The sequence below is a fragment of the Pseudomonas abieticivorans genome, from assembly GCF_023509015.1.
GTDB classification, from domain to species: domain Bacteria; phylum Pseudomonadota; class Gammaproteobacteria; order Pseudomonadales; family Pseudomonadaceae; genus Aquipseudomonas; species Aquipseudomonas abieticivorans.
The window spans coordinates 437,851-461,679 of record NZ_CP094975.1 but is presented as its reverse complement, the minus strand read 5'-3'; the positions used below and the strand labels follow the sequence as shown (position 1 = coordinate 461,679).

Genomic DNA, 23,829 nt, shown 5'->3' with positions numbered 1-23,829 from the left:
TGTTGGAGTAGGGCAAACGCCCAGAATAAAGCTAAATCGCGCTTATGACGATGCCTGTGCATTGAGCAGGTGCTCGTGCATTTGACGGGTCAGGGTTTCGACGCGCTCGGTCAGTTGCCGGGTGTTTTCGGTGAGCTCAGTGTTCTGCTTGAGCAGTTCCATTAATACCGCAGTGTTTTGCGCGGCGCGTTCCTGGCGCTCGGTGTTATCGCGAGCCAAGTCTTCGCGGTGCATCGCGTCGGCTTCTGATTCGGCCTTGTCGCGGGCTGCCTGGCGGGTCTGTGCCAGCAGGATCAGTGGCGCAGCGTAGGCCGACTGCAGGCTGAACGCCAGGTTAAGCAGGATGAAGGGGTAGATGTCGAAGTGGGTCAGGCCGGTGATGTTGGCGATTACCCACAGCACCACGATCAAGGTCTGTGCACCCAGGAAGGTCGGTGTGCCGAAAAACCTGGCGAATGACTCAGCTTTGAGGGCGAAGCCATCGTTGCCGAAAGTGGTGCTCAGGTGTTCGTGGCCGCGGTGAAAGCGCAGGTGGTCAACGACCGACTTTTTTGAATTGGGTGGGGTAGACATAGGCACTCCAGAGGATCGCGGGCTCGATGGCATCAGTGTGTCAGCGTTTATCGGCAGCCACCATGAAAGTGTAACAATGCATTACGCCTGTACACGGGATACCCAATCATGCAGATTGCATGGTGCTGATTTAACTTGTTTCTACAACCCATTGAATTAAATCAATTTTTATTATTGGTAAAACTGGCACGTGCGCTGCACTCACTTTCAGTGCAGTCACTTTAATCGAACCATTCGATCCTGCCGGGAGTACCACAATAATGATGACTAACGCAGAAGTAACCCATGGCGTACTGCCTGACTCCTCGAGTCATTCGGGCGTCTCCTGGGCGGCGATCTTCGCAGGTGCCGCGGGGGCGGCGGCCTTGTCGATGATCCTTGTGCTGCTGGGCTTTGGCCTCGGCTTTTCGGCGGTATCGCCGTGGGCTGGGCACGGCATGAGCGCCAAGGGCCTGGGCATCTCGACGATTGTCTGGTTGGCATTCACCCAGATCGTGGCGTCGGGCCTGGGCGGTTACCTGGCCGGACGTCTGCGGGTCAAGTGGGCCAGCGTGCATGGCGATGAAGTGTACTTTCGCGACACCGCGCACGGCTTCCTGGCGTGGGCGGTAGCAACCCTGGTCACTGCCGTGCTGTTGGTAGGTTCGGTCAGCAGCGTGGTCGGTGGCGGTGTGCAAGCCGGTGCCAGCGTTGCTTCCGGGGCTGTGAGCGCCATCGGTGGGGCGGCCGGTGCCGGCGCCAGCAATGGCTCCAACGACCCGTTCGGTTACTTCGTCGACACGCTGTTTCGCGATGATCGCCCGGCTGCCGTCAGCGATGACGCCGCACACGGTATCGTCACCCGCATCTTTGCCCGTACCGTCAACAACGGTGGCCAGTTGAGCGCCGAAGACCGTACCTACCTGGCCCAGTTGATTGCCCAGCGTACCAACCTGTCCCAGGCCCAGGCCGAACAGCGTGTCGACCAGGTGTACGGCCAGGCTCGTCAGGCCGTCGAGGATGCCAAACTCGCCGCGCAGAAAGCTGCAGACACTGCGACCAAAGTCGCCGCCTGGACGTCTATCTGGATGTTCATCGCCCTGTTGTGCGGTGCCTTCTTCGCCAGCCTGTCCGCAACCTACGGTGGCCGTCGCCGTGATGCGGTGATTGTGCTGGGCAGCGACCGTTATACCACCACCCCGACTACCACGACCGTTCGTTAAACCTGGAGAACGACCATGCGCTCATTACTGCTGTTTTTCCTCGGTGTGCCGATCCCGGTGATTATTTTGATTGCCCTGTTCATGCACTAAACACCTCGCGTTCACTGCCGATACACCTTGAAACCGCCTGGGTCTTAACCCAGGCGGTTTTTCTTGTACGCTTGTCTCATTTTGTATAAAGTTTGTACAAGTAAGGCGTTTTGATATCGGTTTATCGAAAGTCCCTTTGCTCAAGGCCGAGCGCGACCCAATAACCCTTGAGAAAGCCACCATGTTGTTTTCCTCTGCCCGCAAGACCATCGATGCCCTCGAACTGACCCTGGCCAGCCAGCTAGGCCTGATCCAGGCGCTGGACCGTTCGATGGCGATCATCGAGTTCGACCCCAGCGGCCAGGTGCTGCACGCCAACGCCAATTTCGAAAAGACCATGGGTTACCGCGCCGAGCAGATCATCGGGCAGCCGCACCGGATGTTCTGCTGACCCTGCCTACGTGCGCAGCGCCGAGTACACGCAGTTGTGGGCGCGGCTCAAGGCCGGGGAGTTCGTTGCCGACACCTTCGAGCGATTCGACGCACAGGGCCGCCGTGTGTGGTTGCAAGCCAGCTATAACCCGGTGAAGGACGCCAGCGGGCGGGTGCTCAAGGTGGTCAAGTACGCGGTGGACGTGACCGCGCGCATCGAGCAGGAGCATGAGGCCGAAGGCAAGTTGCACGCCATCGAGCGCGCCATGGCGGTCATCGAGTTCAACCTGGACGGCACCATCATCACCGCCAATCGCAACTTTCTCGACCGCGTGGGCTACACCCTGGCCGAGATCAAGGGCAAGCACCACAGCCTGTTTTGCCCGCCGGCGCTTGCGGCCAGCAAGGATTACCAGGAGTTCTGGCGCAGCCTTAACAAGGGCGAGTTCTTCAATGGCCAGTTCCAGCGCGTGGGCAAGCACGGGCAGACCGTGTGCCTGGAGGCCAGTTACAACCCGGTGTATGACAGCAGCGGCAAGCTGAGCAAGATCGTCAAGTTCGCCTCCGACATCACCGAGCGCATCAACCGCCAGGAGCATGACGGCCAGAGCGCCGCCCAGGCTTATCACATCTCGGTGGACACCCGCCGCGTGGCCCAGGAAGGTACCGGGGTGATCCAGCAGGCGGCCGGGCAGATGCGCGAGATCGCCGGTAACATCGACGAGTCCTCGCAAATACTCGCTCAACTGGGCGAGCGCTCCCAGCAGATCACGGCCATCGTCAACACCATCCGCGGCATCGCCGACCAGACCAACCTGCTGGCGCTCAATGCCGCCATCGAAGCGGCCCGCGCCGGCGAGATGGGCCGTGGCTTTGCCGTGGTCGCGGACGAGGTGCGCTCGCTGGCTGGCCGCACCAGTGGGTCAACGGCCGAGATCTCGAACATGATCCACCTGATCCAGGAACAAACCCGCGCCGCCATCGCCAGCATGGAAACCACCCGGTTGCAGGCCAGCAAAAGCGTGGAGTTGGCCGACCAGGCTGGCGAGGTGATCGTGCAGATCTACGACGGCACCAGCCGGGCGGTAGAGGCGGTGAGTATGTTTGCGGCGGATCGTTGAGCGGGTCGCCTCAAGCCTGAACCTCTGGCCGCGGCAACGCCAACTGCGGGTAGTACTGAGCAAATTGCACCTTGTCGCTCTGGTCCACCAGTTTTTTCAAACGCTCGTTGAACGCCCGGCTCACCCCGTACTGGCCACCGGAGATGGTGCGAAATTGCGCCGTCAGGGTGATGCCGTTCAGGTCCATCTTGTCGACGCCGAACACCTGCAACGGGCCTTGCAGGTTGTGTTTGAGCACGATGTCTTCGCTGATGGACTGGCCCGCTTCGCGGATCATGTCCAGTGCCGAGTCGACATCGGTCTCATAGCTCACCTGCACCGAGAAAAACGCATAGGCAAACTGGCGTGACTGGTTAGTAACCGCCTTGATCTGGCCAAACGGCACCGAGTGCACGAAGCCCTTGCCGTCACGCAGGCGCAGGGTGCGGATGGTCAGGCTCTCTACGGTGCCGGCATGGCCGGAGTCGAGCACCACCCAGTCACCGATGGCGATGGTGTCTTCGATCAGGATAAACAGCCCGGTGATCACGTCCTGCACCAGTTGTTGGGAGCCAAAGCCGATGGCCAGGCCCACCACCCCGGCACCGGCCAGCAGGGGCGCCACGTTGATGCCCAGGTTGGCCATGGTGGTGATCGCGCAGATCACCACCAGGATGATTTTGATGGCGTTGCGGATCATCGGCAAGATGGTCTTGACCCGGGTCGAGGGCTGGCGTGAGGCGCGTTTGCCTACCGAGGGTTTCAGGGCTTCCTGGATCGCGGTGTCCAGTACCACCCACAGCAACCAGGTCACCAGCAGGATCACGCCAATACTACTGATCGAGTCACTGATGGCCCGGCCCAGGGAGTTGTTGGCGGCAAACGCCAGGATCGACAAACCCCAGATGCGCCCCAACAACTCTATGAAGGCCACGGCCATGGCGATGCGTGCCAGGGCGTGCGCCAGGCTGCGCAGCAGTTCCTTGTAGGGCCGCAGGCGCTGGGCCGGCTCATCGGCGGGGCTTCGAAACAGGTGTTGCAGCAAGGTACTGAGGAACACCGTGCCTACCAGCAACAGGGTGGTCAGCAGGGCGCTTTGCAGGGCTTGCTGGCTGCCTTGGCCGGCGCCAATCAAGTGCACCACCGACACCAGGATCATCAGCAGGATCGGCAGGTACCATAGCCCGGAAAAGATCCGCAGCGTCTCTTGCACCGCCCGATGTTGCAGGCGTTGATGCAAGGGGCGGTTGCGGATCAGGTGCGCGACCGGGCGGCGCATGCGAATCACCAGCACGGCGAAGGCCAGGGTGGCCAGCAGGCCGGCGAACACGGCGATGCTGGCGGTGATGTTGCCGCCCAGTTGGCGGGCGATCTGCGGGCTGGTCAGGGCGTCGGCCAGTGCCACCAGAAAGCCGATCACAAACAGCCGCCGTGGGGCTTCGCGGCGCAGGATCGCCACTGCGGTGCGTTTGTGCCCGGCGTTGAACAGCACGATCACGCACAAGATGATGGAGGTCGAGAATACCCCGCTGCTGGTCGCGTAGCCCAGGCATAGCGCCAGCGCACGGGCAACCGAGGGGGGCAGGCTGTGACTGGCCGCCAGCGTCAAGGGCAGGCTGGCCAGCGCTGGTATCGTGTAGGGCAGCACATAGCCCAGCAAGGCCAACACCCGAGGCCTGCGGGCAATAAAGCGTTTGCGCCCGGCACTGCGTACCAACAGCCGGCCCAACACTGACAGCAGGCCGAAGGCGACCATCCAGCACAGGGTGAGCAGACCGAAGTCGCCGATCAGGCCCAGGGGCGACAGGGTCGACTGGCGGTTGACCAGTTGGTCGACCTCGTCGGCCGCACGGTCAGCCCGCAGGCGCCAGGCGTCGGCGAGGTGGCCGTCCAAGGCCAGGCTGTCTTGCACCTCATCGATCCCGCTGGAGAGGGTTTCCAGCAAGCCGCCCTGTACCAGCACCTCCTTGGGCTCGGCAGGGGCGGCTGGCGTGGCGGCGTACAGATTGAAACTGAGCAAAACGCCAGGCAGCAGCGTCAGGATCCGGCGAAGGGGTGGGCGTTGCACACGATGTCTCCTTGGTCCCAGGCAGGGTTACCTGAGAACTGATCGAAATATCGCGCGTGAGTTCGTTTTGACTCGATGAAACCTCAGGCTTCGCCCGCCAGCGCCGCCAACACCGAGGGGCGCCGGGCCAGCCGTTGCAGGTAGTGCTGCAGCGCCGGCCACGGCGCCAGGTCAATGTCCAGATGGCAGGCCCAGCCCATCACGGTGAACAGGTAGGCATCGGCCACGCCAAACGTCTCGCCCAATAACCAGGCCTGCTGCGCCAAGTGCTGGTCGAGCAGGGCGAACCGCAATTGCAGGCGCTGGATAAACACCTCGCGCACCGGCGCAAGCGTCGGGTTGAACAGCGGCGCCAGGCCGCCGTGCAACTCGCAGGCTATGAAGTTAAGCCACTCCTGCAGGCGCACCCGTTGCCAACTGCCGGGTGGGGGAGCTAACCCCTGTTCGGGTTTCAGGTCGGCCAGGTACTGGAGAATGGCCGGGCCCTCGGTCAGCACCCGGCCGTCGTCCAATTGCAGCGCGGCGACATAGCCCTTGGGGTTGATCAGCCTGAAGTCCTCACCTTGGGCGGTGAGCTTGGTCTGGTTGTTCACGCGGATCAGTTCGAACGGCAGATCCAATTCTTGCAGCACGATGTGCGGTGACAGGGAGCATGTGCGTGGGGCGTAGTAGAGCTTCATGGGGGGTGTCCGCTGGAGGGTTGCGTGCAGTGTCCAAGTGCCCAGGGTTGCAGTAAAATTAATGATTCAACGTTCTTCCATAAGGCCAGCTACTGCCATGATGAATTTGATGCACTGGCGCCTGCTGGTGGCGGTGGCCGATTGCGCCAACATCACCCGTGCTGCCGAGCAGGTGGGGATGACCCAATCCGGCGCAAGCCAGGCCATTGCGCTGTTGGAGGATCACCTGCAGGTCAGCCTGTTCAGCCGCGAACACCGCAGCACCCTGCCCACGGCAGTGGGCCTTGAAGTGGTGGCCCAGGCACGCCTGATGCTCGCGGCGCTCGACGGCATACGCCAATGCGCCGATGCTGCGCGCGGTGCGCAACGCGCCACGGTGCGCCTGGCAAGCTTTCCCATGGTGCTGGCGAACCTGTTGCCGCCTTTGCTGCGCAGGCTTCGCCAGCGCCACCCGGGCATTCAGGTGGTGGCGTTGGAGGCCAGTGATAGCGAGGTGGAGGCGATGCTTGCGGCCGACACGGCGGACCTGGGCGTGGTACTCAACCCCGGCCCAGGGCGCCAGACCTGGCCATTGGGCCGCGAGCAGTGGTGCGTGGTGGTGCCGCGCAACCACCGCTGGGGCGCCGGCCCCGTGGCCTTGGCCGCGTTGGTGGGCGAGCCGTTCGTGCTGGCCACTGGTGGTTGCTCGGTGAATGCCCGCAGCATCGCCCTTGACGCAGGCCACGCATTGGCCGATGTGCGGGTGGAGGTGCGCGACTGGTCCACCGCGTTTGCCTTGGTGCGTGAACAGTTGGGCGTTACGCTGGTCCCGCAGATGACCTTGCCGGTGGAACGCCAGGGCTTGCGTGTACTCGAACTGAACGAGCCAATCTATCGCGAGTTTGCCCTGGCGGCCTCGCCAGCAGGCCTGCGCTGCCCGGCAGTTCAGGCTTTGCTGCGCACCCTGGCTGAGCCGCATTAAGCTTGCTTTCCTGTCGCGTCACGGCCAAGGTTGTGACCGATGACACCCCCGACTAGGCCGTTTTCAATGTCTTCCAGCAGCACCTATGCCCAGGCGCAGCCGCGCAAGTACGAGCAGTTTTCTACGCGCATCGCTTTTTTTATCGCAGGCTTCACCATGTCGGCCTGGGCGCCGCTGGTGCCCTTGGCCAAACAACGTGCGGGGCTGGATGACGGCGCCTTGGGCTTGCTGTTGTTGTGCCTGGGCGTGGGCTCGATCGTGGCCATGCCCATGGCCGGTTTTCTTACTTCGCGCTTTGGTTGCCGCCGGGTCATCCTGGTGGCGGGCACCGCGCTGTGCCTGGTGATGCCATTTTTGGCCATCGCCTCCAACCTGTGGTCTTTGATGCTGGCGATCCTGGTGTTTGGCGCGGCCATCGGGGGCGTCGACTGCGCCATGAACATCCAGGCGGTGATCGTCGAGCGGGCCAGTGGCCAGGCGAAGATGTCTGGTTTCCATGGCCTGTTCAGTGTCGGCGGGATCGTTGGTGCGGCGGGCATGACGGCGTTACTCAGCCTGGACCTGAGCGCTGTGCAGGCGGTGCTGTGCGTGGTTGCCATCACGGCAGTGGCGCTGCTGGCCGCCGGGCCGCACCTGCTGCGCGAAGGCAGTGGCAGCGGCGGCCCGCTGTTTGCCGTGCCCCACGGCATCGTGCTGTTCCTGGGGGTGGTGTGCTTTATCGTGTTCCAGACCGAGGGCGCGATACTGGACTGGAGCGCGGTCTATCTGGTCGGCTCCCACGGCATGCAGGCCGCCTACGCAGGCCTGGGCTATGCCACCTTTGCGGCCACCATGACGTTGGGGCGCTTGACCGGCGACGCCATCGTCACCCGCTTGGGCGGGCCACGGGTGGTGATATATGGCGGAGCCCTGGCTGCCGTGGGCATGGCCCTGTCGATCCTGGCGCCAGGCTGGCAACTGGCGTTGGTGGGCTATGGGTTGGTGGGGGCCGGGTGTTCGAACATCGTACCGGTGCTGTTCACTGCAGTCGGTCGGCAAAAGGTCATGCCGCAGAACGTCGCCGTGCCGGCGATGACCTCGCTGGGGTACTTGGGTATCTTGATGGGGCCTGCGGCCATCGGCTTTATTGCCCACCTCAGCAACCTGTCGATCGCCTTGGCAGTGTTGGTGCTGCTGCTGATGTATGTCTCGTTCAGCGGGCGCAAGCTGGCGCGGGTGTGAAACGAACGGTGTGCATTGAGGGTCTAGGGTTGTAAGCCCCACGATCTGGAGGTTACCCCCATGCACCTTGAAGGCTCCTGCCATTGCGGCGCCGTGAGTTTCAGCCTCGACAGCGCCCATCCCTATCCTTACCAACGTTGCTATTGCTCGATCTGCCGCAAGACCCAAGGCGGTGGCGGCTATGCGATCAACTTGGGCGGCGACGCAAAAAGCCTCAAGGTACAGGGCCGCAAGCACATCTCGATCTACCACGCACGCATGAAGGAACAAGGCGCCAGCCGCGCCCACGCCAGCACCGCCGAGCGGCACTTTTGCAACCTGTGCGGCACCGGCCTGTGGCTGTTCAGCCCAGAGTGGCCGGAGCTGATCCACCCCTTCGCCAGTGCCATCGACACACCGCTGCCGGTGCCGCCGGAACATACGCATTTGTTACTGGATTCGAAGGCATCGTGGGTGGAGGTGGACGTAAGGAAGGGCGACCAACAGTTCGAGCATTACCCCGAGGAGTCGATTGCGCAGTGGCATGAACGACTCAACCTCACCCGCTGACGGGATGCCCTGTAGGAGCGGATTCATCCGCGAAGGCCGCACCGCGTACGACAAGCGGCACCGCGGCGATCTTTTCGCGGATGAATCCGCTCCTACGGGGGGGGCGGTAGCCAGTAGGAGCGGATTGATCCGCGAAGGCCGCACCGCGCACGACCAGAGGCACCGCGGCGATTTTTTCGCGGATAAATCCGCTCCTACGGGGGGGGGCGGTAGCCAGTAGGAGCGGATTGATCCGCGAAGGCCACGCCGCGCACGACCGGAGGCACTGCGGCGATCTTTTCGCGGATGAATCCGCTCCTACGGGGGGGGGCGGTAGCCAGTAGGAGCGGATTGATCCGCGAAGGCCGCACCGCGCACGACCAGAGGCACCGCGGCGATCTTTTCGCGGATGAATCCGCTCCTACGGGGGGGCGGTAGCCAGTAGGAGCGGATTGATCCGCGAAGGCCGCACCGCGTACGACCAGCGGCACCGCGGCGATCTTTTCGCGGATGAATCCGCTCCTACGGGAGGGGGCGGTAGCCAGTAGGAGCGGATTGATCCGCGAAGGCCGCACCGCGCACGACCAGAGACACTGTGGCGATCTTTTCGCGGATAAATCCGCTCCTACAGGGGGGGCGGTAGCCAGTAGGAGCGGATTGATCCGCGAAGGCCACGCCGCGCACGACCAGAGGCACTGCGGCGATCTTTTCGCGGATAAATCCGCTTCTACAGGGGGTGCGGTAGCCAGTAGGAGCGGATTCATCCGCGAAGGCCACGCCGCGCACGACCAGAGGCACTGCGGCGATCTTTTCGCGGATAAATCCGCTCCTACAGGGTGTGGAGCGGTTGCCGGTAGGGGCGGGTTAGTTGATGGGGGTTTGCCGCCATTGCCTGGGGCTCACCCCGAACCAGCGCTTGAAGGCCCGGGAGAACGCGCTGGTTTCCGAATAGCCGAGCAACGGTGCAAGTTGGGAAATACTCATGGTTTGCTGGCGCAGGTACTGCAAGGCCAGGTCCTGGCGAACCTGGTCTACCACTTGGCTGAAGCTCAGGCCAAAGTCACGCAGTTTGCGTTGCAGGGCCGAGTCAGTCAGGTTCAGCCCCTCGGCGATCTGCTCCAGCACCGGCTCGCCGTGGTGCAGCAACGTGCGGATCAGTTGCCGGGTGCATTCCAGCAGATCGGGGCCGGTGTCGGCCTCGCCCAGCTGGCGGATGGCGTCCTTGACCAGCATCAACAGCACCGGGTCGTGGCCGGGCATGGTCTTGCCAGTCAGTTCGCGCTTGGGAATCAGTAGCGAGTTGCAAGCCTGATCGAAGCGCACCGGCGCATCGAACACTGCGCGGTGTTCTTGCCAATCCTGGGGCCGGGAGTGTTCGAACAGCACTTCGCGCGGCGCCCATTTAGGCCCGAGCACGTGGCGCACCAGGTTCATGGCCATGCCCATGGTCAGCTCGGCGTCTTGCCGGCGTTCCAGAATGGCGCCATGGCGCACTTGATAGTCAAAACGGTAACACTCGCCCTGGTCCACCAACTGGATCAGCGTGCTGTGCTGATGAAAAGGAAAGGCTTCGGAAAAATTGATCAGCGCCTCTTCCAGCGTTCCCGAGCACAACCCCACATAGCCAAGCAGGCCCAGGGCCTGGGGCTGGAACTGCTCGCCGTAACGCAGCCCGAAGTTGTCGCAACCGGTTTGCCGGGCGGCTTCTTCCAGCACTTGGCAGTAATTGGGCAAGCCCAGGCTCAGGGTGGGGTGGCGCAGTTGCTCGGGGTCGATGCCGGCATGGCCGAACACCCGGTCCAGATCGCCGCCATGGTGGGTGATGAAGGTGTCCAGGCCATTGGCCGCAGCCGACAGTACCCCCCTGTTGTTGGCCCGTGGCGCGGAGGGTGGAGCGGGCTGGAACAGGGAGGGGGTCATGGGAAGAAACTGCCTGACGAGTGTGTATGAAAATATTTCAAGCAAGGTTTGTTCCGCATTCATGTTTTCCGCAGGGTTGCGGGGTTGCGACGGGCGGCTGATGAAATTCGTGCACAAGGTTGATACCCATGGAAACACCTGTGCGCCGTTATGGGGCGCCAATCGCATAACTTGACCGCAGGGCGCAAAACCGGCTTTGAGCGGTCAAGTCTTGGCGCGATGGCCTTGGTTATGCTGGGCCTTGCCGGGTGGCCTCTGACCCCCAGGCATCCTTTCGGGTCAGCATTGAAGGTGAACAGACATGAGCAGCACGCAACTCAAACCGACATTGGGCACCCTGCACCTCTGGGGCATTGCCGTGGGGCTGGTGATTTCCGGCGAGTACTTCGGCTGGAGCTATGGCTGGGGCACGGCGGGTACCTTGGGCTTTTTGGTGACCACGCTGATGGTCGCGGTGATGTACACCTGCTTTATCTTCAGCTTCACCGAGCTGACCACCGCCATCCCCAATGCCGGCGGGCCGTTTGCCTATAGCCTGCGCGCCTTTGGGGTGGGCGGCGGGATGATTGCCGGCATGGCCACCTTGATCGAATTCGTCTTCGCACCACCGGCCATCGCCATGGCCATCGGTGCCTACCTCAACGTGCAGTTCCCGGGGCTTGATCCCAAGTGGGCGGCGGCGGGGGCTTACCTGGTGTTCATGTCGCTGAACATCGTGGGCGTGAACATCGCCGCCACCTTCGAGTTGGTGGTCACCATCCTCGCGGTGCTGGAACTGCTGGTGTTCATGGGCGTGGTAGCGCCGGGCTTCAGCTTCAGCAACTTCGTGCTGGGCGGCTGGTCGGGCAGTGACACCTTCAGCTTGCCGGCGTTGTCCGGGATCTTCGCGGCCATCCCGTTCGCGATCTGGTTTTTCCTGGCCATCGAAGGTGCGGCCATGGCCGCCGAAGAGGCCAAGGACCCGAAGAAAACCATCCCCCGAGCCTACATCGGCGGCATCCTGACCCTGGTGGTGTTGGCCATCGGCACCATGATCTTCGCCGGCGGCGTGGGTGACTGGCGCGCGCTGTCGAACATCAACGACCCGCTGCCGCAGGCCATGAAAGCGGTTGTGGGCAACAACTCCAACTGGATGCATATGTTGGTGTGGATCGGCTTGTTCGGCCTGGTTGCCAGCTTCCACGGCATCATCCTGGGTTACTCGCGCCAGTTCTTTGCCCTGGCCCGCGCCGGCTTTTTGCCTGCCAGCCTTGCCAAGCTGTCGCGCTTCCAAACCCCGCACCGTGCCATCCTGGCCGGCGGCGTGATCGGTATCGCGGCGATCTTCAGCGACGGCCTGGTCAACCTGCAAGGCATGACCCTGACCGCAGCCATGATCACCATGTCGGTGTTCGGCGCCATCGTGATGTATATCATCAGCCTGCTCAGCCTGTTCAAGCTGCGCCGCAGCGAGCCGAACCTTGAGCGTAGCTTCCGCGCACCGGGCTATCCTGTGGTACCGGCCATCGCCTTGGTGCTGGCGGTGGTTTGCCTGATCGCGATGATCTGGTTCAACCTGCAGATTGGTTTGATCTTCCTCGGCCTGATGCTTGCAGGCGCACTGTTCTGCAAAATCATCCTCAGCCGCGGCGCAGCACGTGCCGCGCTGGTGGGTGGGGCTTGATACAGGAGTACGGCGATGAGTGGTTTTGTGCATACCGTGGGCGGGCAGGTGTGGCGGTTCGACAGCTTGAAAGAGCTGATGGCCAAGGCCAGCCCCGCGCGTTCCGGTGATTACCTGGCCGAAGTCGCCGCCGGCAGCGATGCCGAGCGCGCGGCGGCACAGATGGCCCTGGCTGATGTGCCGCTCAAGCGCTTTTTGCAAGAAGCGCTGATCCCCTACGAGGACGACGAAGTCACCCGGCTGATCATCGACAGCCACGACAAGGCCGCGTTTGCCCCGGTCAGCCACCTGACCGTGGGCAGCTTTCGCGACTGGCTGCTGGGCGACGCCGCCGATGAATCCAGCCTGCGCGCCCTGGCGCCGGGCCTGACGCCTGAGATGGCGGCGGCGGTGTCCAAGATCATGCGCGTGCAGGACCTGGTGCTGGTGTCGCAGAAGATTCGCGTGGTCAGCCGCTTTCGCAACACCGTGGGCCTGCGTGGCCGGTTGTCGACCCGCCTGCAACCCAACCACCCCACGGATGACCCGGCGGGCATCGCCGCCAGCGTGCTGGATGGCCTGCTGTACGGCAACGGCGATGCCATGATCGGCATCAACCCGGCCACCGACAGCTTGAGCGCCATCAGCGAGTTGCTGAAGATGCTCGACGGGGTGATCCAGCACTATCAGATCCCGACCCAGTCCTGCGTGCTCACCCACGTGACTTCGTCTATCGCTGCGATCGAGCGCGGCGTGCCGCTGGACCTGGTGTTCCAGTCCATCGCCGGCACCGAGGCGGCCAACAGCAGTTTCGGCATCAGCCTTGAGTTGCTGCGCGAAGGCTACGAAGCCGGCCTGAGCCTTAAGCGCGGCAGCGTGGGCGAGAACCTGATGTACTTCGAGACGGGCCAGGGCAGTGCGCTGTCGGCCAACGCCCACCATGGCGTCGACCAGCAAACCTGCGAGGCCCGCGCCTACGCCGTGGCGCGCCACTTCAAGCCATTCCTGGTAAACACCGTGGTCGGCTTCATCGGCCCGGAATACCTGTACAACGGCAAGCAGATCATTCGCGCAGGCCTGGAAGATCACTTCTGCGGCAAGCTGCTGGGCGTGCCCATGGGCTGCGACATCTGCTACACCAACCATGCCGAAGCCGACCAGGACGACATGGACATGCTGCTGACTCTGCTGGGGGTGGCCGGCATCAATTTCATCATGGGCATCCCGGGTTCGGACGACATCATGCTCAACTACCAGACCACCTCCTTCCACGATGCCCTGTACGCGCGCAAGACCCTGGGCCTGCGCCCGGCACCGGAGTTCGAGGACTGGCTGGCACGCATGGGCATCCTGCATCAGGGCGAGGGCACGCTGCGCCTGGGCAACGGCCTGCCGCCGGCATTTCGCCAGGCGCTGGCGCACTTGAGTTAAGGACAGGGCATGAGCGACGAACCCCGCAACCCGGCGCAGGCCGACCCCTGGCAACAACTGCGCGGCCTGACCTCGGCGCGCATCGCCTTGGGCCGCGCCGGCACCAGCCTGCCAACCGCCGCGCAGCTGGATTTCCAGTACGCCCACGCCCAGGCGCGGGACGCGGTGCACACGCCGTTCGAGCAGGCCGAAATCATCCAGGCGCTCAAGCTGCGCGGGCGCGAGGCCATCAGCCTGCACAGCGCCGCTGCCGACCGCAACCAGTACCTGCAGCGGCCGGACCTGGGCCGGCGGCTGCACCAAGACAGTGCTCAGGCTTTGCGCGACGACCCACGGCACGGCTTTGACCTGGCCGTGGTAGTGGCCGACGGGCTTTCATCGCTTGCCGTGCATCGCCACGCCTTGCCCATGCTGCAACGCGTCGACGAGCTGGCCGGCGCCGAGGGTTGGACCTTGGCGCCGATCACGCTGGTGGAGCAGGGCCGAGTGGCGGTGGCCGACGAGGTGGGGCAACTGCTGGGGGCAAAAATGGTGGTGATCCTGATCGGTGAACGGCCAGGCCTCAGTTCGCCCGACAGCCTGGGGCTGTACTTCACTTACGCGCCGCGGGTGGGCCTGAACGATGCGGCGCGCAATTGCATTTCCAACGTGCGGCTGGAGGGCATGAGCTATGCCATGGCGGCGCACAAATTGTTGTACCTGATGCGCGAGGCGCAGCGGCGACAACTGTCGGGGGTTAATTTGAAGGATGAAGCCCAGGTGCCGGTGCTGGAGGGGGATGCCGAGGTGCGGCCGGGGAATTTTCTGTTGGGGCCGGATCGCGGATAGACCGGCTCCCCGGTTATCCGCGAACAGTTCAACGACCGTATCGGCGTACCACGCTGGTATTGGCCAGGATGTGCCCCTTGATCTTTGCCTGCAATGCCTCGCGGGTCAGCGCTGCTGGCAGGGCATCGGGGGCCAGGTCCAGCGCGTAAATCTGAATCACGTAGTGATGCGGGTTCTCGCCCACCGGCGGGCAAGGCCCGGAGTAGGTGGTCAGTTGCTTGCTGTTGGTGCCCCCCAGGCCTTCGATCTTGCCCTTGAGGCTCGCGTCCGCTGCCAACTGATGGGTGCTGGCATTGATGCCGTAATGCACCCAATGGTTGACCCCCAGGCCTTTTTGGCCGTCAGGGTCGTGCATGATCAACGCAAAACTTTGCGTGCCAGCGGGGGCATTGCTCCAGCTCAGCGCCGGCGAGACATTCTCGCCGCCGCAATCGCCGGTGTTCGCCGCGTTGGTTTCGCGCAGCAGCGAATTGTCTTCGCCGTCGGGCGTTTTCAGGGTGAAGGCGCCCGCCGCCAGGGCAGGCAGTTGCAGGCAAAGGGTCAGGGCCGTGCCGCACATCAAGGCAGTGGAACGCCGCATACAGTCATCTCCGTTTGAGTTCCCCCAACAGTCTAGCGTGCCGTTGCGAAAGCCTTCAGCTGTTCGCCGGCCAGGCGGTAGCGAACCCACTCCGGTTGCGCGCTGGCACCGATCGACTGGTAGAACTGGATCGCCGGTTCGTTCCAGTCCAGCACGCTCCATTCCAGGCGCCCGCAACCACTTTCAAAGGCCAGCTTGGCCAAGTGCTGCAGCAATGCCTTGCCCGCGCCAATGCCGCGGTGCTGGTTGGACACGTACAGGTCCTCCAGGTAAATGCCCTTGCGCCCAAGCCAGGTGGAATAGCTCATGAAGTACAAGGCAAACCCCACGGGCGTGTCGTCCAGGCTGCAGATCATGGCCTTGGCCGGTGACTCGGGGTCGGCCAGGCTGGCGCGGATCTGGGCGGCGTTGGTCACCACCTCATGCTCGGCTTTCTCGTAGATCGCAAGCTCGGTGATATAGCCCAGGATCAGGTCGGCGTCGGCGGGGGTGGCCTGGCGGATGTGCAGGTTCAAGATGAGGGTCCTCCTGGATGAGTGGGCAGAATCGATCCGCCCATTGTGCACCATACTGAAGGTCCGATCAGGAGGTGAATCATGACAACACTACAAAAAATCAGCCCCTGCCTGTGGTTCGATGGGCTGGCCGAGGAGGCCGCGAACTATTACGTCGAGATTTTCCAGGAAGCAAAAATTACCGCCATCAGCTATTTCGGCAAGGCCGGCTTCGAGGTTCACGGCCGCCCGGAGGGCTCGGTACTGACCGTTGAAGTGCAACTGGCCGGGCAGGCCTTCACTTTTCTCAACGGTGGGCCGCAATTTAAGTTCAGCGAGGCGGTATCGTTCCAGATCAACTGCGAAACCCAGCATGAGATCGACTATTACTGGGAGCGATTGACCGCCGGCGGGCCGCTGGAGGCACAGCAGTGCGGCTGGCTGAAGGACCGCTTCGGCGTGTCCTGGCAGGTGGTGCCCACCGAACTTGCAACGTTGATGAGCGATCCCGACAGCCGCCGTACCGAGGCGGTGATGACCGCTTTGTTGAGCATGCACAAGCTGGACCTGGCGCGACTGCGCAACGCCTTCAACGCGGTGTGACGGGGGGCGGATAAATCCTGGCGTTGGCGGCGCAGCATTTATCCGTGAGGTGCGCCGGCTCAACCTTGGGCCATGGCTTCCTGGCGCCGAATATTCCCGATCTGGCGCAAGCTCAAGCCGTACTTGTCGGCCAGCGCGCTGCGCGACAGGCCATCGCAACTTTCCTGCTGGATCTGATGGTTACGCAATTGGCGGTGGAAATGGTCGACTTTGGGGATCTCCAGGGCTAGCCCGGCAAAGCGTTCGATCAGTGCGGCCAGGGCTTGCGCGGGCAAGTGCTGCGCCAGCGCCGTGCGTTTGCTTTGTTTGGGAATGTATTTGGGCCGCCCACCGTACAGGTAGGTCAGGTGGTAGGCGTGCTCCACACCGATGCAGTCGATCAATGCCTGCAGTGACTGGGGCAGTTGCCGGATGTCGATGCGATTGAGGTCGTCGAGGTTCATGAAATACGTCCTTGTAGTGAGGGTAGCGAGTGAATCGTTCACTCCTGGCAAAGGATCACTCCTGCAAGCACTGGCTGTAGGCAGCCAGGACCTTGAGGTGATTCTAGGGTGAATGGCGGCCTACCACAGCGGGCCATTTATAGCGGTGAAGGTAGGACGTAGGAGTTTTTTGTGTAGAGCAAAACCACAGCGCGAGGCTACAAGTCTTGAAAACCGTGCAAGGGTAGAGGTGTGTAATGCACGTCTACCCCAACAGGTTCACAGTCTAGCGGCCGATCATCTGCATCACGGCAGCCGGGTAACGCAGACCTGCCGCCGCATCGGCCGGGAACACCTGCTCCAGGGCCTGCAGGTCGTCGGCACTGAGCGTCACCTGCAACGCGGCGAGGTTTTCTTCAAGGTAGCGCCGCTGCTTGGTCCCCGGGATCGGCACGATGTCATCGCCTTGTGCCAATACCCAGGCCAACGCCAGTTGCCCGGCGCTGATGCCCATCTTGGCCGCCAGTTGCTGGACCTGTTCGACCAGGTGCAGGTTGCGGGTGAAGTTCTCGCCCTGGAAGCGCGGGCTGGCGCGGCGGTAGTCATCGGCGGCAAAGTCTTCCGGGCTTTTCAGGGCGCCCGTCAGAAAGCCCCGGCCCAAAGGGCTGTAGGGCACGAAGCCAATCCCTAGTTGGCGACACATGGCCAGGGCGCCGTTGGTTTCAGGGTCGCGGCTCCACAGCGAGTATTCGCTTTGCAGCGCGCTGATGGGGTGCACCGCGTGGGCCCGTTGCAGGGTGCCCGCCGACGCTTCGCTCAGGCCCAGGTAACGCACCTTGCCAGCAGTGACCAACTCGGCCATGGCGCCTACCGTTTCTTCGATGGCCACTTCAGGATCCACGCGGTGCAGGTAGTACAGATCCAGCACCTCCACGCGCAGGCGCTTGAGGGTGCCGTCGATGCTTTCGCGCACGTAGTCGGGGCGCCCGTTCACGCCACGCACCTGCGGGTTGGCGGGGTCGCGTACCAGGCCGAACTTGCTGGCCAGGATCACCTGGTCGCGCTTGCCGGCCAACGCCTCGCCCAACAGTTGTTCATTGGTGTGGGGGCCGTACGCGTCGGCGGTGTCGAACAACGTCACGCCCAGTTCCAGCGCGCGGTGCAACGTGGCCAGGGCTTGCTTGCGGTCGATGCCGGTGGTGTAGAAATCGCTCATGCCCATGCAGCCCAGGCCAATTGCGCCAACCCTAAGGCCTTGGTTGCCCAGTGTACGAGTATCCATGGTCAAGCTCCTTCGATTGAATAGGCTGGCATTGTTCTCCTCGACACTGCCTGAATAAACCGGCTAAATCCGCTATCACTGTTTAGAAATTCCAATCAATCGGAGGGCTGGTGGACCGATTCAATGCCATGCGCGTGTTTACCCGCATCGTCGAACTGGGCGGTTTCGCTCGGGCGGCCGATAGCCTGGGGCTACCGCGCGCCTCCGTGAGCATCCTGGTCAAACAGTTGGAGGCGCACCTGGGCGTGCAGCTGCTGCTGCGCACCACTCGCCATGTCAGCCCCACGCTGGATGGCGCTGCCTACTACCAGCGATGTGTGAGCCTGCTCAATGAGCTTGAAGAAACCGAAGCGCTGTTCACCCAGTCACCCCACAGCCCCAGTGGCCTGTTGCGGGTCGACATGCCGGCGGGTATCGGCAAGCTGCTGGTGTTTGCCCACCTGGCCGAATTCACCGCGCGCTACCCCTTGATCAACCTGGAGGTTGGCCTGAACGATCGCCCGGTGGACCTGTTGCGCGAAGGGGTGGACTGCGTGTTGCGCGGCGGCGCACCGCTGGACGAAACCCTGGTGGCGCGGCCCTTGGTGCAGTTGCTGCAAGTGACCTGTGCCAGCCCCGGTTACCTGCAGCAGCGCGGCGTGCCGGTGCGGTTGGACCAGTTGCAGGGGCATGAAATGGTCGAGTACTTCTCGGCCACTTCCGGTAAACGCTTTGGCTTGGAGTTCGCGCAGGGTGGTGCGATCGAGTTGCCCAAGCGCATTGCGGTGAACAGCGCCGATGGCTACCTGGCAGCGTGTGAGGCGGGGTATGGGCTGGTGCAAATGCCCTATTACCACGTGCGTCGGCAGTTGCGCGAGGGCACGTTGCTCGAGGTGCTGGCGAACAACCCTCCGCCCACCTTGCCCCTGACCGCGATGTACCCGGCGCACCGCCATTTGTCGCGGCGGGTGCGGGTGTTCGTCGACTGGCTGGTGGAGTTGTGCGCCCGGCCTGGGTTGGGGTTGCACCATCGCGATCAGCCGTAGGGGCTAATCGGCGCGCATAAAAAACGAGCCCCGAAGGGCTCGTCATAGGGCTCAGCGACCTTGGCTGAAGCCTGGGCCGCCACCGCCACCAGGGCCGCCGTGACCACCACCACCACCACCACCACCACCACCACCACCACCACCACCACCACCACCACCACCACCACCACCGTGGCCGCCACCGCCGCCCGGTGGCATGAACATCCAGCAGCCACTCAGGCTGACGGTCAGAAGAAGCGGAATCAGCAGAGTGATTCGACGAAGCATGTGTAAGTCCTCATGGTTAAGAGTGCCCAGTCCCAAAAGGTCGTTGGGCACTGTAATATGAGACCGCACAAATGCAGGTCCATTGCCAGAGTCGCGTACGCACTTGGCAAGGCCTGCGATACACGCCCGATACAAATGAAACCAGGAAACCGCAATGACTCAAAAGCAGCGCTTGATTTACTCCGTCCTGATTGCCCTGGCCGTGCTGGCCATCATGCTGGGGCTGTCGTGGCTGCAGAACACCGGGATCATTACCGAAAAACAGTTCCAGTACATCGCCATGGGTGTGGCGGTCGTGGTGGTGGTGATCAACGGCTTCATGCGTCGCAAGGTCAAGCCCTGACTAACTCCCTTCCAGAATCGCCAAGGCAGGCGCTGTCAGGCAGTAGGATTTGTCTTCATTGAGGTCGATCACACCCTCCACGCACAAGCGCTTGAGCACCTCGCGCACGCTCAGGAACGACAGGGGGATGCCCAGCGCTTCCAGGTGGGTGTGCACCCCGCGCACGCCCACCGGGCGGTTTTCATGGGCGGCATTGAGCAGGGTGTCGATGACTTTGAGGCGGATCAAGCTGGTGCGCAGGCCGAAGGTCTTGAGCAGCAATTTGATCTGGCCGTTGCCGCAGCGGTCGGCATCGGTAGGCAGCGCGACCGGCTCGCGGCTGGCCGTGGCTCGTTGCCGCAACTCCTTTGCGGCGCTGTGCAGTGTGGGGTGGTGCATGCGAATACTCCTTTTCAGAGCCTGTAGCGATTACGATTTCTCGTCCATTACTCATTAAGACGAATGACGAGCGAGAATCATGAAGGGCCAGGTGTCGAAAATTTGTCAAAGGCATGCTTTCGTTGATCAAATCGTCGAACGCTCAGCGCCGTGGCCAGCCCACGATTGCCTTGGGCCGAGGCTTGGCGTAGGTGCGCACCTTGGAGGTGCTCAAGCCTAGCCGCACCAGCGACTCTGCCAGGGTCACGGCGGCGGTGACGCCATCGACCACCGGCACGCCGGTACGTTGGCGGATCTGCTCGTCGAGGCCGGCCATGCCACCGCACCCCAGGCAGATCACTTCGGCCTTGTCCTGGCGCACGGCAATTTCAGCCTCGCTGACGATCGCATCCACCGCCCGCGCCGGGTCTTCTTCCAGTTCAAGCACGGCCAGGCCACTGGCGCGCACCGATGCGCAGCGTTCGAACAGCCCGGCCAGCTTCAGGCGGTCTTCGATCAAGGGCACCGTACGGTCAAGTGTAGTCACCACCGAGTACTTGTGGCCCAACAACATGGCCAGGCTTGCGGCCGCTTCGGTGATGTCCACCACCGGCACGTCGAGCAACTCCTGCAGGCCTTCGCGGCCGTGCTCGCCGTAGCCGGCCTGGATCACTGCGTCATACGGCTGGTCGTAGCTGAGCACGCGGTCCATCACCGCGATGGCGGCCAGGTAGCTTTCGTAGTTGCCCTCCACCGACTCGGCGCCAAAATACGGGGTGAGCCCGATGATCTCGGTACCGGGTGCGGCCACGCTGCGGGCCTGCTCGGCGATGGCCTGGGTGATGGATTCGGTGGTGTTGACGTTGACGACCAGGATGCGCATGGGAAATACCTGATTTGAATGATCGAATGTGCACAATATTGGCATTTTATAACCTTTTTTGTATACATCCTGGCGCCCATGTTGCGTTCTTGACACAGCCTTGGCCCAAGTGCCATTAATCGTGGTGCCTACTTCCCTGCAACGGAGTGTCTGATGTCTGCCGTAGCCTCTGCTGAAACCGAACACTTGAGCTTTGCCGAGCTGGTCGAGCTGTTACAACGCATCTTCGAGCGCCACGGCACCTGCGCCCAAGTGGCGGCGATCCTTGCCGAAAATTGCGCCACCGCCCAGCGTGACGGTGCCCACAGCCATGGCGTGTTCCGTGTTCCCGGTTACCTGTCGACACTGGCCAGTGGCTGGGTGGATGGGCAGGCGGTGCCCACGGTGGAGGACTTGGCTAGCGGCTTTGTCGGCGTTGATGCTCACAATGGCTTTGCCCAGCCGGCCCTGCATGCGGCCCGCCCATTGTTGGTGAGCAAGGCGCGCAGTGCCGGTATCGCGGTGTTGGCGATCCGCAACTCGCATCACTTTGCCGCCCTGTGGCCAGACGTCGAGCCGTTTGCCCGGGAAGGGTTGGTGGCCTTGAGCGTGGTCAACAGCATGACCTGCGTGGTGCCCCACGGCGGGCAAAAGCCGCTGTTTGGTACCAACCCCATCGCCTTCGCCGCCCCCTGCGCCGGCAGCGAGCCCATCGTGTTCGACATGGCCACCAGTGCCATGGCCCACGGCGATGTGCAGATTGCCGCCCGCCAAGGCCACGCCGTGCCACCGGGCACTGGGGTAGACCGCCTGGGCCTGCCGACCACCGACCCCAAGGCGATCCTCGACGGCGGGGCGTTGCTGCCGTTTGGCGAGCACAAGGGTTCGGCGCTGTCGATGATGGTCGAGTTGTTGGCCGCAGCGCTCACGGGGGGCAATTTTTCGTTCGAGTTCGATTGGAGCCAGCATCCGGGGGCCAAGACGCCGTGGACCGGGCAGTTGATCATCGTCATCGACCCCAGCAAAAGCGCAGGCGCAACGTTTGCCGAGCGCAGCGGCACCTTGGTCGAGAAAATGAAAACGGTAGGGGTCACGCGATTGTCTGGCGAGCGGCGCTATGCCGAACGGGCAAAGGCCTTGGAGGCGGGTGTAGCGTTGGGCCGGATGGAACTTGAGCAGTTGCGGCAACTGGCGGGCTAGGCGGTTCCGCTCCTGCGTAGGAGCGGATTGATCCGCGAAAAAACCGACGCGGTCTTAAAACCCTACGAACGACGCCCCAACAACAACCCCACTACCAACCCAAAACCTGCCGAAATGGCCACGGTCTGCCAAGGGTGGCCACCGATGTAATCCTGGGTGGCCTCTACCACCGGCGCGGCGCGATCCCGCACACCGGTCACTGATTCGCGCGCTTGCTTGAGTTTCAGGCTGACCTGTTCGCGCAAGGTGTCGGCTTCTTCACCCACCAGCGAGGCACCGTCCTTCAGGAGTTTTTCCGATTCTTCTATCAGCGACTGCAGCTCGCTGAACGCTTGGTCCTTGATTTGATCTTCTGCTGCTTGCACGGCGCTTTTGCGGGCCATTTGCGATGCTCCTGATGATTGAACACAGTGAACAATGGAGTACGGTGGTGCGGGAAAGTTGCAGGAAATTAATCCGTGCAGGCTTGGGACTTTTCCTGATGGGTTCGGGGATTTCGTTCACTAGGGTGTAAGATGTAAACCATTTTAAGCGGCAGGAACCATGCAATGAGTTTCAACCTGGCCAACCGATCCCTCGCCGAGCGGGCGACGATCGAGGACGAGAAATCCCGTCTGTTCGACCTGTGGCAATCCAACCTGGGCAAAGCCAAGGCCGAGGCTGCCCGGCTGATTGCTGACAAGGCCAAGCGCAAGGGCAAATGGGCCGAATGGGTGCGCGCGGAACTGGACGGCATGTCGCCCCCCGAATTCGCGCAAATGGTCCGTGCCGAGGTCAACCGGCTTATGGCTGCGGCCAAGTAATCAAGCGTTGAAACACGCGGCGATGGCCTCGCGAACGCGTACCACGGCCGGGTCGATCTGCGCGCTGGTGCGCCAACCCAGTTCGATCGGGTAGCGCGGCAGGGGCAGCGGGCAGGGCACCAGGGCCAGGCCCGTGAGGGCGGCGATCGCCTGCGCCGCATGAGCGGGGAGGGTGGCCACCGCCGCCGTGCCTTTGAGCAAATAGGGCAAGGCGGCGAAATGTGTGGTGGAAGCCCGTACCTTGCGCGCCCGGCCCAAGGTGGCCAAGGCCTCATCGATAATGCCAATAAACCCTCCCGATGAAATCAGCACCTGTTCACGTTCGACGAATTCGTCCAGGTTCAACGAGGTCTGCCCTGGGGCGTCCAGCAGGCACAGGTAATCGCCTTCGCCCAGCACCTGGCGGCTGAGCATGCGCTCGCTAAAGCCACCGGCGGTGATCGCCAGGTCCAAGCTGCGTTCCACCAGGGCGTTGGCGACGATCTGGGTGTGGGTTTGGCGAAAGATCAGGCGCAGGCCCGGCGCGCGCTCGCGGGTTTCTTCGATCAGCCGCCTACCGTAGGCGATTTCAAAATCATCCGACAGCCCCAAGGTCACTGCCCGGCCGCTGTAGTCACGGGCCACGGGGTCGAGCAGGGTCAGGCTTTGCCGGCATTTGTTCAGGGCTTCGCTGATCAGCGGCTTGAGCTGGTTGGCCCGCAGCGTAGGCGCCAAACCGCGCCCGGTGCGCACGAACAATGGGTCGCCATAGGCCTCGCGCAGGCGCCGCAAGGCGGCACTGACCGCCGATTGGGTGACCCCCAGGCGCAGCGCGGCACGGCTGGCGCTGACTTCGTCGTGCAGCGCCTCGAAGACTTTCAGCAGGTTCAGGTCCATCTCGGCGATATTCATTTGGCTCATATCATGTAGAAGCGCTTGGGGCTTTATTCATGATTGATCAGGTGCGCAAAATTGGCAATCCCCAGCCCATCCGGA

The 23,829-nt window shown here is 62.8% G+C and carries 27 protein-coding genes and 1 pseudogene; 15 read left to right on the top strand and 13 right to left on the bottom strand.

Features of this window, described 5'->3' with window-relative positions:
* Positions 1–42: 42 nt before the first annotated feature.
* On the bottom strand, positions 43–573 hold the full coding sequence (locus L9B60_RS02130; protein WP_249675716.1) for a DUF1003 domain-containing protein: 531 nt from the start codon (positions 571–573) through the stop codon (positions 43–45).
* A 260-nt stretch (positions 574–833) separates the two neighbouring features.
* On the opposite strand from L9B60_RS02130, the gene L9B60_RS02125 reads away from it, so the two are divergent.
* The 4 genes and pseudogenes from L9B60_RS02125 (at position 834) to L9B60_RS30610 (ending at position 3,358) form a co-directional block, all read left to right on the top strand.
* Entirely contained in the window at positions 834–1,775 is a 942-nt protein-coding gene (locus L9B60_RS02125) for a CsbD family protein (RefSeq protein ID WP_249675714.1), read from the top strand.
* Positions 1,776–2,046: 271 nt separating this feature from the next.
* Positions 2,047–2,256 carry a PAS domain S-box protein gene (locus L9B60_RS30620; protein ID WP_438866052.1) on the top strand — a complete coding sequence of 70 codons (210 nt, stop codon included), beginning with the start codon at positions 2,047–2,049 and terminating at the stop codon, positions 2,254–2,256.
* A gap of 10 nt (positions 2,257–2,266) precedes the next feature.
* Positions 2,267–2,773: pseudogene (locus L9B60_RS30615) on the top strand (PAS domain-containing protein); the annotation flags it as partial.
* Positions 2,756–3,358: a methyl-accepting chemotaxis protein gene (locus L9B60_RS30610; RefSeq protein WP_438866119.1), complete on the top strand. Its 603-nt coding sequence runs from the start codon at positions 2,756–2,758 to the stop codon at positions 3,356–3,358. The pseudogene L9B60_RS30615 and the gene L9B60_RS30610, both read left to right, overlap by 18 nt.
* Before the next feature lie 10 nt (positions 3,359–3,368).
* Here L9B60_RS30610 and L9B60_RS02115 read toward each other — a convergent pair whose 3' ends face one another.
* Together L9B60_RS02115 and gstA are read right to left on the bottom strand one after the other, a co-directional pair.
* Positions 3,369–5,381: a mechanosensitive ion channel family protein gene (locus L9B60_RS02115; RefSeq protein ID WP_249679640.1), complete on the bottom strand. Its 2,013-nt coding sequence runs from the start codon at positions 5,379–5,381 to the stop codon at positions 3,369–3,371.
* A 107-nt stretch (positions 5,382–5,488) separates the two neighbouring features.
* A complete protein-coding gene (gstA, locus tag L9B60_RS02110) occupies positions 5,489–6,085 on the bottom strand; it encodes a glutathione transferase GstA (RefSeq protein WP_249675712.1) in 597 nt (198 codons plus the stop codon).
* A 97-nt stretch (positions 6,086–6,182) separates the two neighbouring features.
* Between gstA and L9B60_RS02105 the strand changes: the two genes are divergently transcribed.
* From L9B60_RS02105 to L9B60_RS02095, 3 genes are all read left to right on the top strand, one after another.
* A complete protein-coding gene (locus tag L9B60_RS02105; protein ID WP_249675709.1) occupies positions 6,183–7,046 on the top strand; it encodes a LysR family transcriptional regulator in 864 nt (287 codons plus the stop codon).
* Between the two features lie 66 nt (positions 7,047–7,112).
* The gene (locus tag L9B60_RS02100; RefSeq protein ID WP_249675707.1) at positions 7,113–8,267 is read left to right on the top strand and encodes an MFS transporter; all 1,155 of its coding nucleotides are present in this window, start codon (positions 7,113–7,115) and stop codon (positions 8,265–8,267) included.
* 60 nt (positions 8,268–8,327) lie between these two features.
* On the top strand, positions 8,328–8,816 hold the full coding sequence (locus L9B60_RS02095; protein WP_249675704.1) for a GFA family protein: 489 nt from the start codon (positions 8,328–8,330) through the stop codon (positions 8,814–8,816).
* Positions 8,817–9,659: 843 nt separating this feature from the next.
* On the opposite strand, the gene qhpR is transcribed toward L9B60_RS02095, so the two are convergent.
* Complete coding sequence (qhpR, locus tag L9B60_RS02090; protein WP_249675701.1) at positions 9,660–10,715, bottom strand: AraC-like transcriptional regulator QhpR; 1,056 nt, start codon at positions 10,713–10,715, stop codon at positions 9,660–9,662.
* A gap of 301 nt (positions 10,716–11,016) precedes the next feature.
* Between qhpR and eat the strand changes: the two genes are divergently transcribed.
* Genes eat through eutC form a run of 3 tightly spaced genes read left to right on the top strand, consistent with a single transcriptional unit; the run spans position 11,017 to position 14,616 of the window.
* Positions 11,017–12,378, top strand: a complete 1,362-nt coding sequence (gene eat / locus L9B60_RS02085; protein WP_249675700.1) for an ethanolamine permease — start codon at positions 11,017–11,019, stop codon at positions 12,376–12,378.
* Between the two features lie 15 nt (positions 12,379–12,393).
* Positions 12,394–13,788, top strand: coding sequence for an ethanolamine ammonia-lyase subunit EutB (locus L9B60_RS02080; RefSeq protein WP_249675697.1), 1,395 nt, complete (start codon positions 12,394–12,396; stop codon positions 13,786–13,788).
* A gap of 9 nt (positions 13,789–13,797) precedes the next feature.
* Positions 13,798–14,616 carry an ethanolamine ammonia-lyase subunit EutC gene (gene eutC / locus L9B60_RS02075; protein WP_249675694.1) on the top strand — a complete coding sequence of 273 codons (819 nt, stop codon included), beginning with the start codon at positions 13,798–13,800 and terminating at the stop codon, positions 14,614–14,616.
* Between the two features lie 28 nt (positions 14,617–14,644).
* Here the strand turns inward: eutC and L9B60_RS02070 are convergent, their stop codons facing one another.
* Positions 14,645–15,196, bottom strand: a complete 552-nt coding sequence (locus L9B60_RS02070) for a YbhB/YbcL family Raf kinase inhibitor-like protein (protein WP_249675692.1) — start codon at positions 15,194–15,196, stop codon at positions 14,645–14,647.
* A 32-nt stretch (positions 15,197–15,228) separates the two neighbouring features.
* Positions 15,229–15,711, bottom strand: a complete 483-nt coding sequence (locus L9B60_RS02065) for a GNAT family N-acetyltransferase (protein WP_249675690.1) — start codon at positions 15,709–15,711, stop codon at positions 15,229–15,231.
* An 81-nt stretch (positions 15,712–15,792) separates the two neighbouring features.
* Here L9B60_RS02065 and L9B60_RS02060 point away from each other — a divergent pair, with 81 nt between their 5' ends.
* A complete protein-coding gene (locus tag L9B60_RS02060) occupies positions 15,793–16,293 on the top strand; it encodes a VOC family protein (RefSeq protein ID WP_249675689.1) in 501 nt (166 codons plus the stop codon).
* Between the two features lie 59 nt (positions 16,294–16,352).
* Here L9B60_RS02060 and L9B60_RS02055 read toward each other — a convergent pair whose 3' ends face one another.
* A complete protein-coding gene (locus L9B60_RS02055; protein WP_249675686.1) occupies positions 16,353–16,736 on the bottom strand; it encodes a Mor transcription activator family protein in 384 nt (127 codons plus the stop codon).
* 265 nt (positions 16,737–17,001) lie between these two features.
* The gene (locus L9B60_RS02050; RefSeq protein WP_249675683.1) at positions 17,002–17,997 is read right to left on the bottom strand and encodes an aldo/keto reductase; all 996 of its coding nucleotides are present in this window, start codon (positions 17,995–17,997) and stop codon (positions 17,002–17,004) included.
* Between the two features lie 110 nt (positions 17,998–18,107).
* Here L9B60_RS02050 and L9B60_RS02045 point away from each other — a divergent pair, with 110 nt between their 5' ends.
* Positions 18,108–19,022 carry a LysR family transcriptional regulator gene (locus L9B60_RS02045; RefSeq protein WP_249675681.1) on the top strand — a complete coding sequence of 305 codons (915 nt, stop codon included), beginning with the start codon at positions 18,108–18,110 and terminating at the stop codon, positions 19,020–19,022.
* Here L9B60_RS02045 and L9B60_RS02040 read toward each other — a convergent pair.
* Complete coding sequence (locus L9B60_RS02040) at positions 19,013–19,237, bottom strand: hypothetical protein (protein ID WP_249680236.1); 225 nt, start codon at positions 19,235–19,237, stop codon at positions 19,013–19,015. The genes L9B60_RS02045 and L9B60_RS02040 overlap by 10 nt on opposite strands.
* 206 nt (positions 19,238–19,443) lie before the next feature.
* Here L9B60_RS02040 and L9B60_RS02035 point away from each other — a divergent pair, with 206 nt between their 5' ends.
* On the top strand, positions 19,444–19,632 hold the full coding sequence (locus tag L9B60_RS02035) for a hypothetical protein (RefSeq protein ID WP_249675679.1): 189 nt from the start codon (positions 19,444–19,446) through the stop codon (positions 19,630–19,632).
* On the opposite strand, the gene L9B60_RS02030 is transcribed toward L9B60_RS02035, so the two are convergent.
* Complete coding sequence (locus L9B60_RS02030; protein ID WP_249675677.1) at positions 19,633–20,010, bottom strand: fe2+ zn2+ uptake regulation protein; 378 nt, start codon at positions 20,008–20,010, stop codon at positions 19,633–19,635.
* Between the two features lie 142 nt (positions 20,011–20,152).
* Positions 20,153–20,872: an aspartate/glutamate racemase family protein gene (locus L9B60_RS02025; protein ID WP_249675674.1), complete on the bottom strand. Its 720-nt coding sequence runs from the start codon at positions 20,870–20,872 to the stop codon at positions 20,153–20,155.
* A gap of 153 nt (positions 20,873–21,025) precedes the next feature.
* Between L9B60_RS02025 and L9B60_RS02020 the strand changes: the two genes are divergently transcribed.
* A complete protein-coding gene (locus L9B60_RS02020) occupies positions 21,026–22,051 on the top strand; it encodes an Ldh family oxidoreductase (RefSeq protein WP_249675670.1) in 1,026 nt (341 codons plus the stop codon).
* Positions 22,052–22,113: 62 nt separating this feature from the next.
* Here L9B60_RS02020 and L9B60_RS02015 read toward each other — a convergent pair whose 3' ends face one another.
* Positions 22,114–22,434 carry an ElaB/YgaM/YqjD family protein gene (locus tag L9B60_RS02015; RefSeq protein ID WP_249675666.1) on the bottom strand — a complete coding sequence of 107 codons (321 nt, stop codon included), beginning with the start codon at positions 22,432–22,434 and terminating at the stop codon, positions 22,114–22,116.
* 165 nt (positions 22,435–22,599) lie between these two features.
* On the opposite strand from L9B60_RS02015, the gene L9B60_RS02010 reads away from it, so the two are divergent.
* Complete coding sequence (locus tag L9B60_RS02010; RefSeq protein WP_249675664.1) at positions 22,600–22,854, top strand: hypothetical protein; 255 nt, start codon at positions 22,600–22,602, stop codon at positions 22,852–22,854.
* On the opposite strand, the gene L9B60_RS02005 is transcribed toward L9B60_RS02010, so the two are convergent.
* Complete coding sequence (locus tag L9B60_RS02005; RefSeq protein ID WP_249675660.1) at positions 22,855–23,754, bottom strand: LysR family transcriptional regulator; 900 nt, start codon at positions 23,752–23,754, stop codon at positions 22,855–22,857.
* Positions 23,755–23,829: the final 75 nt, after the last annotated feature.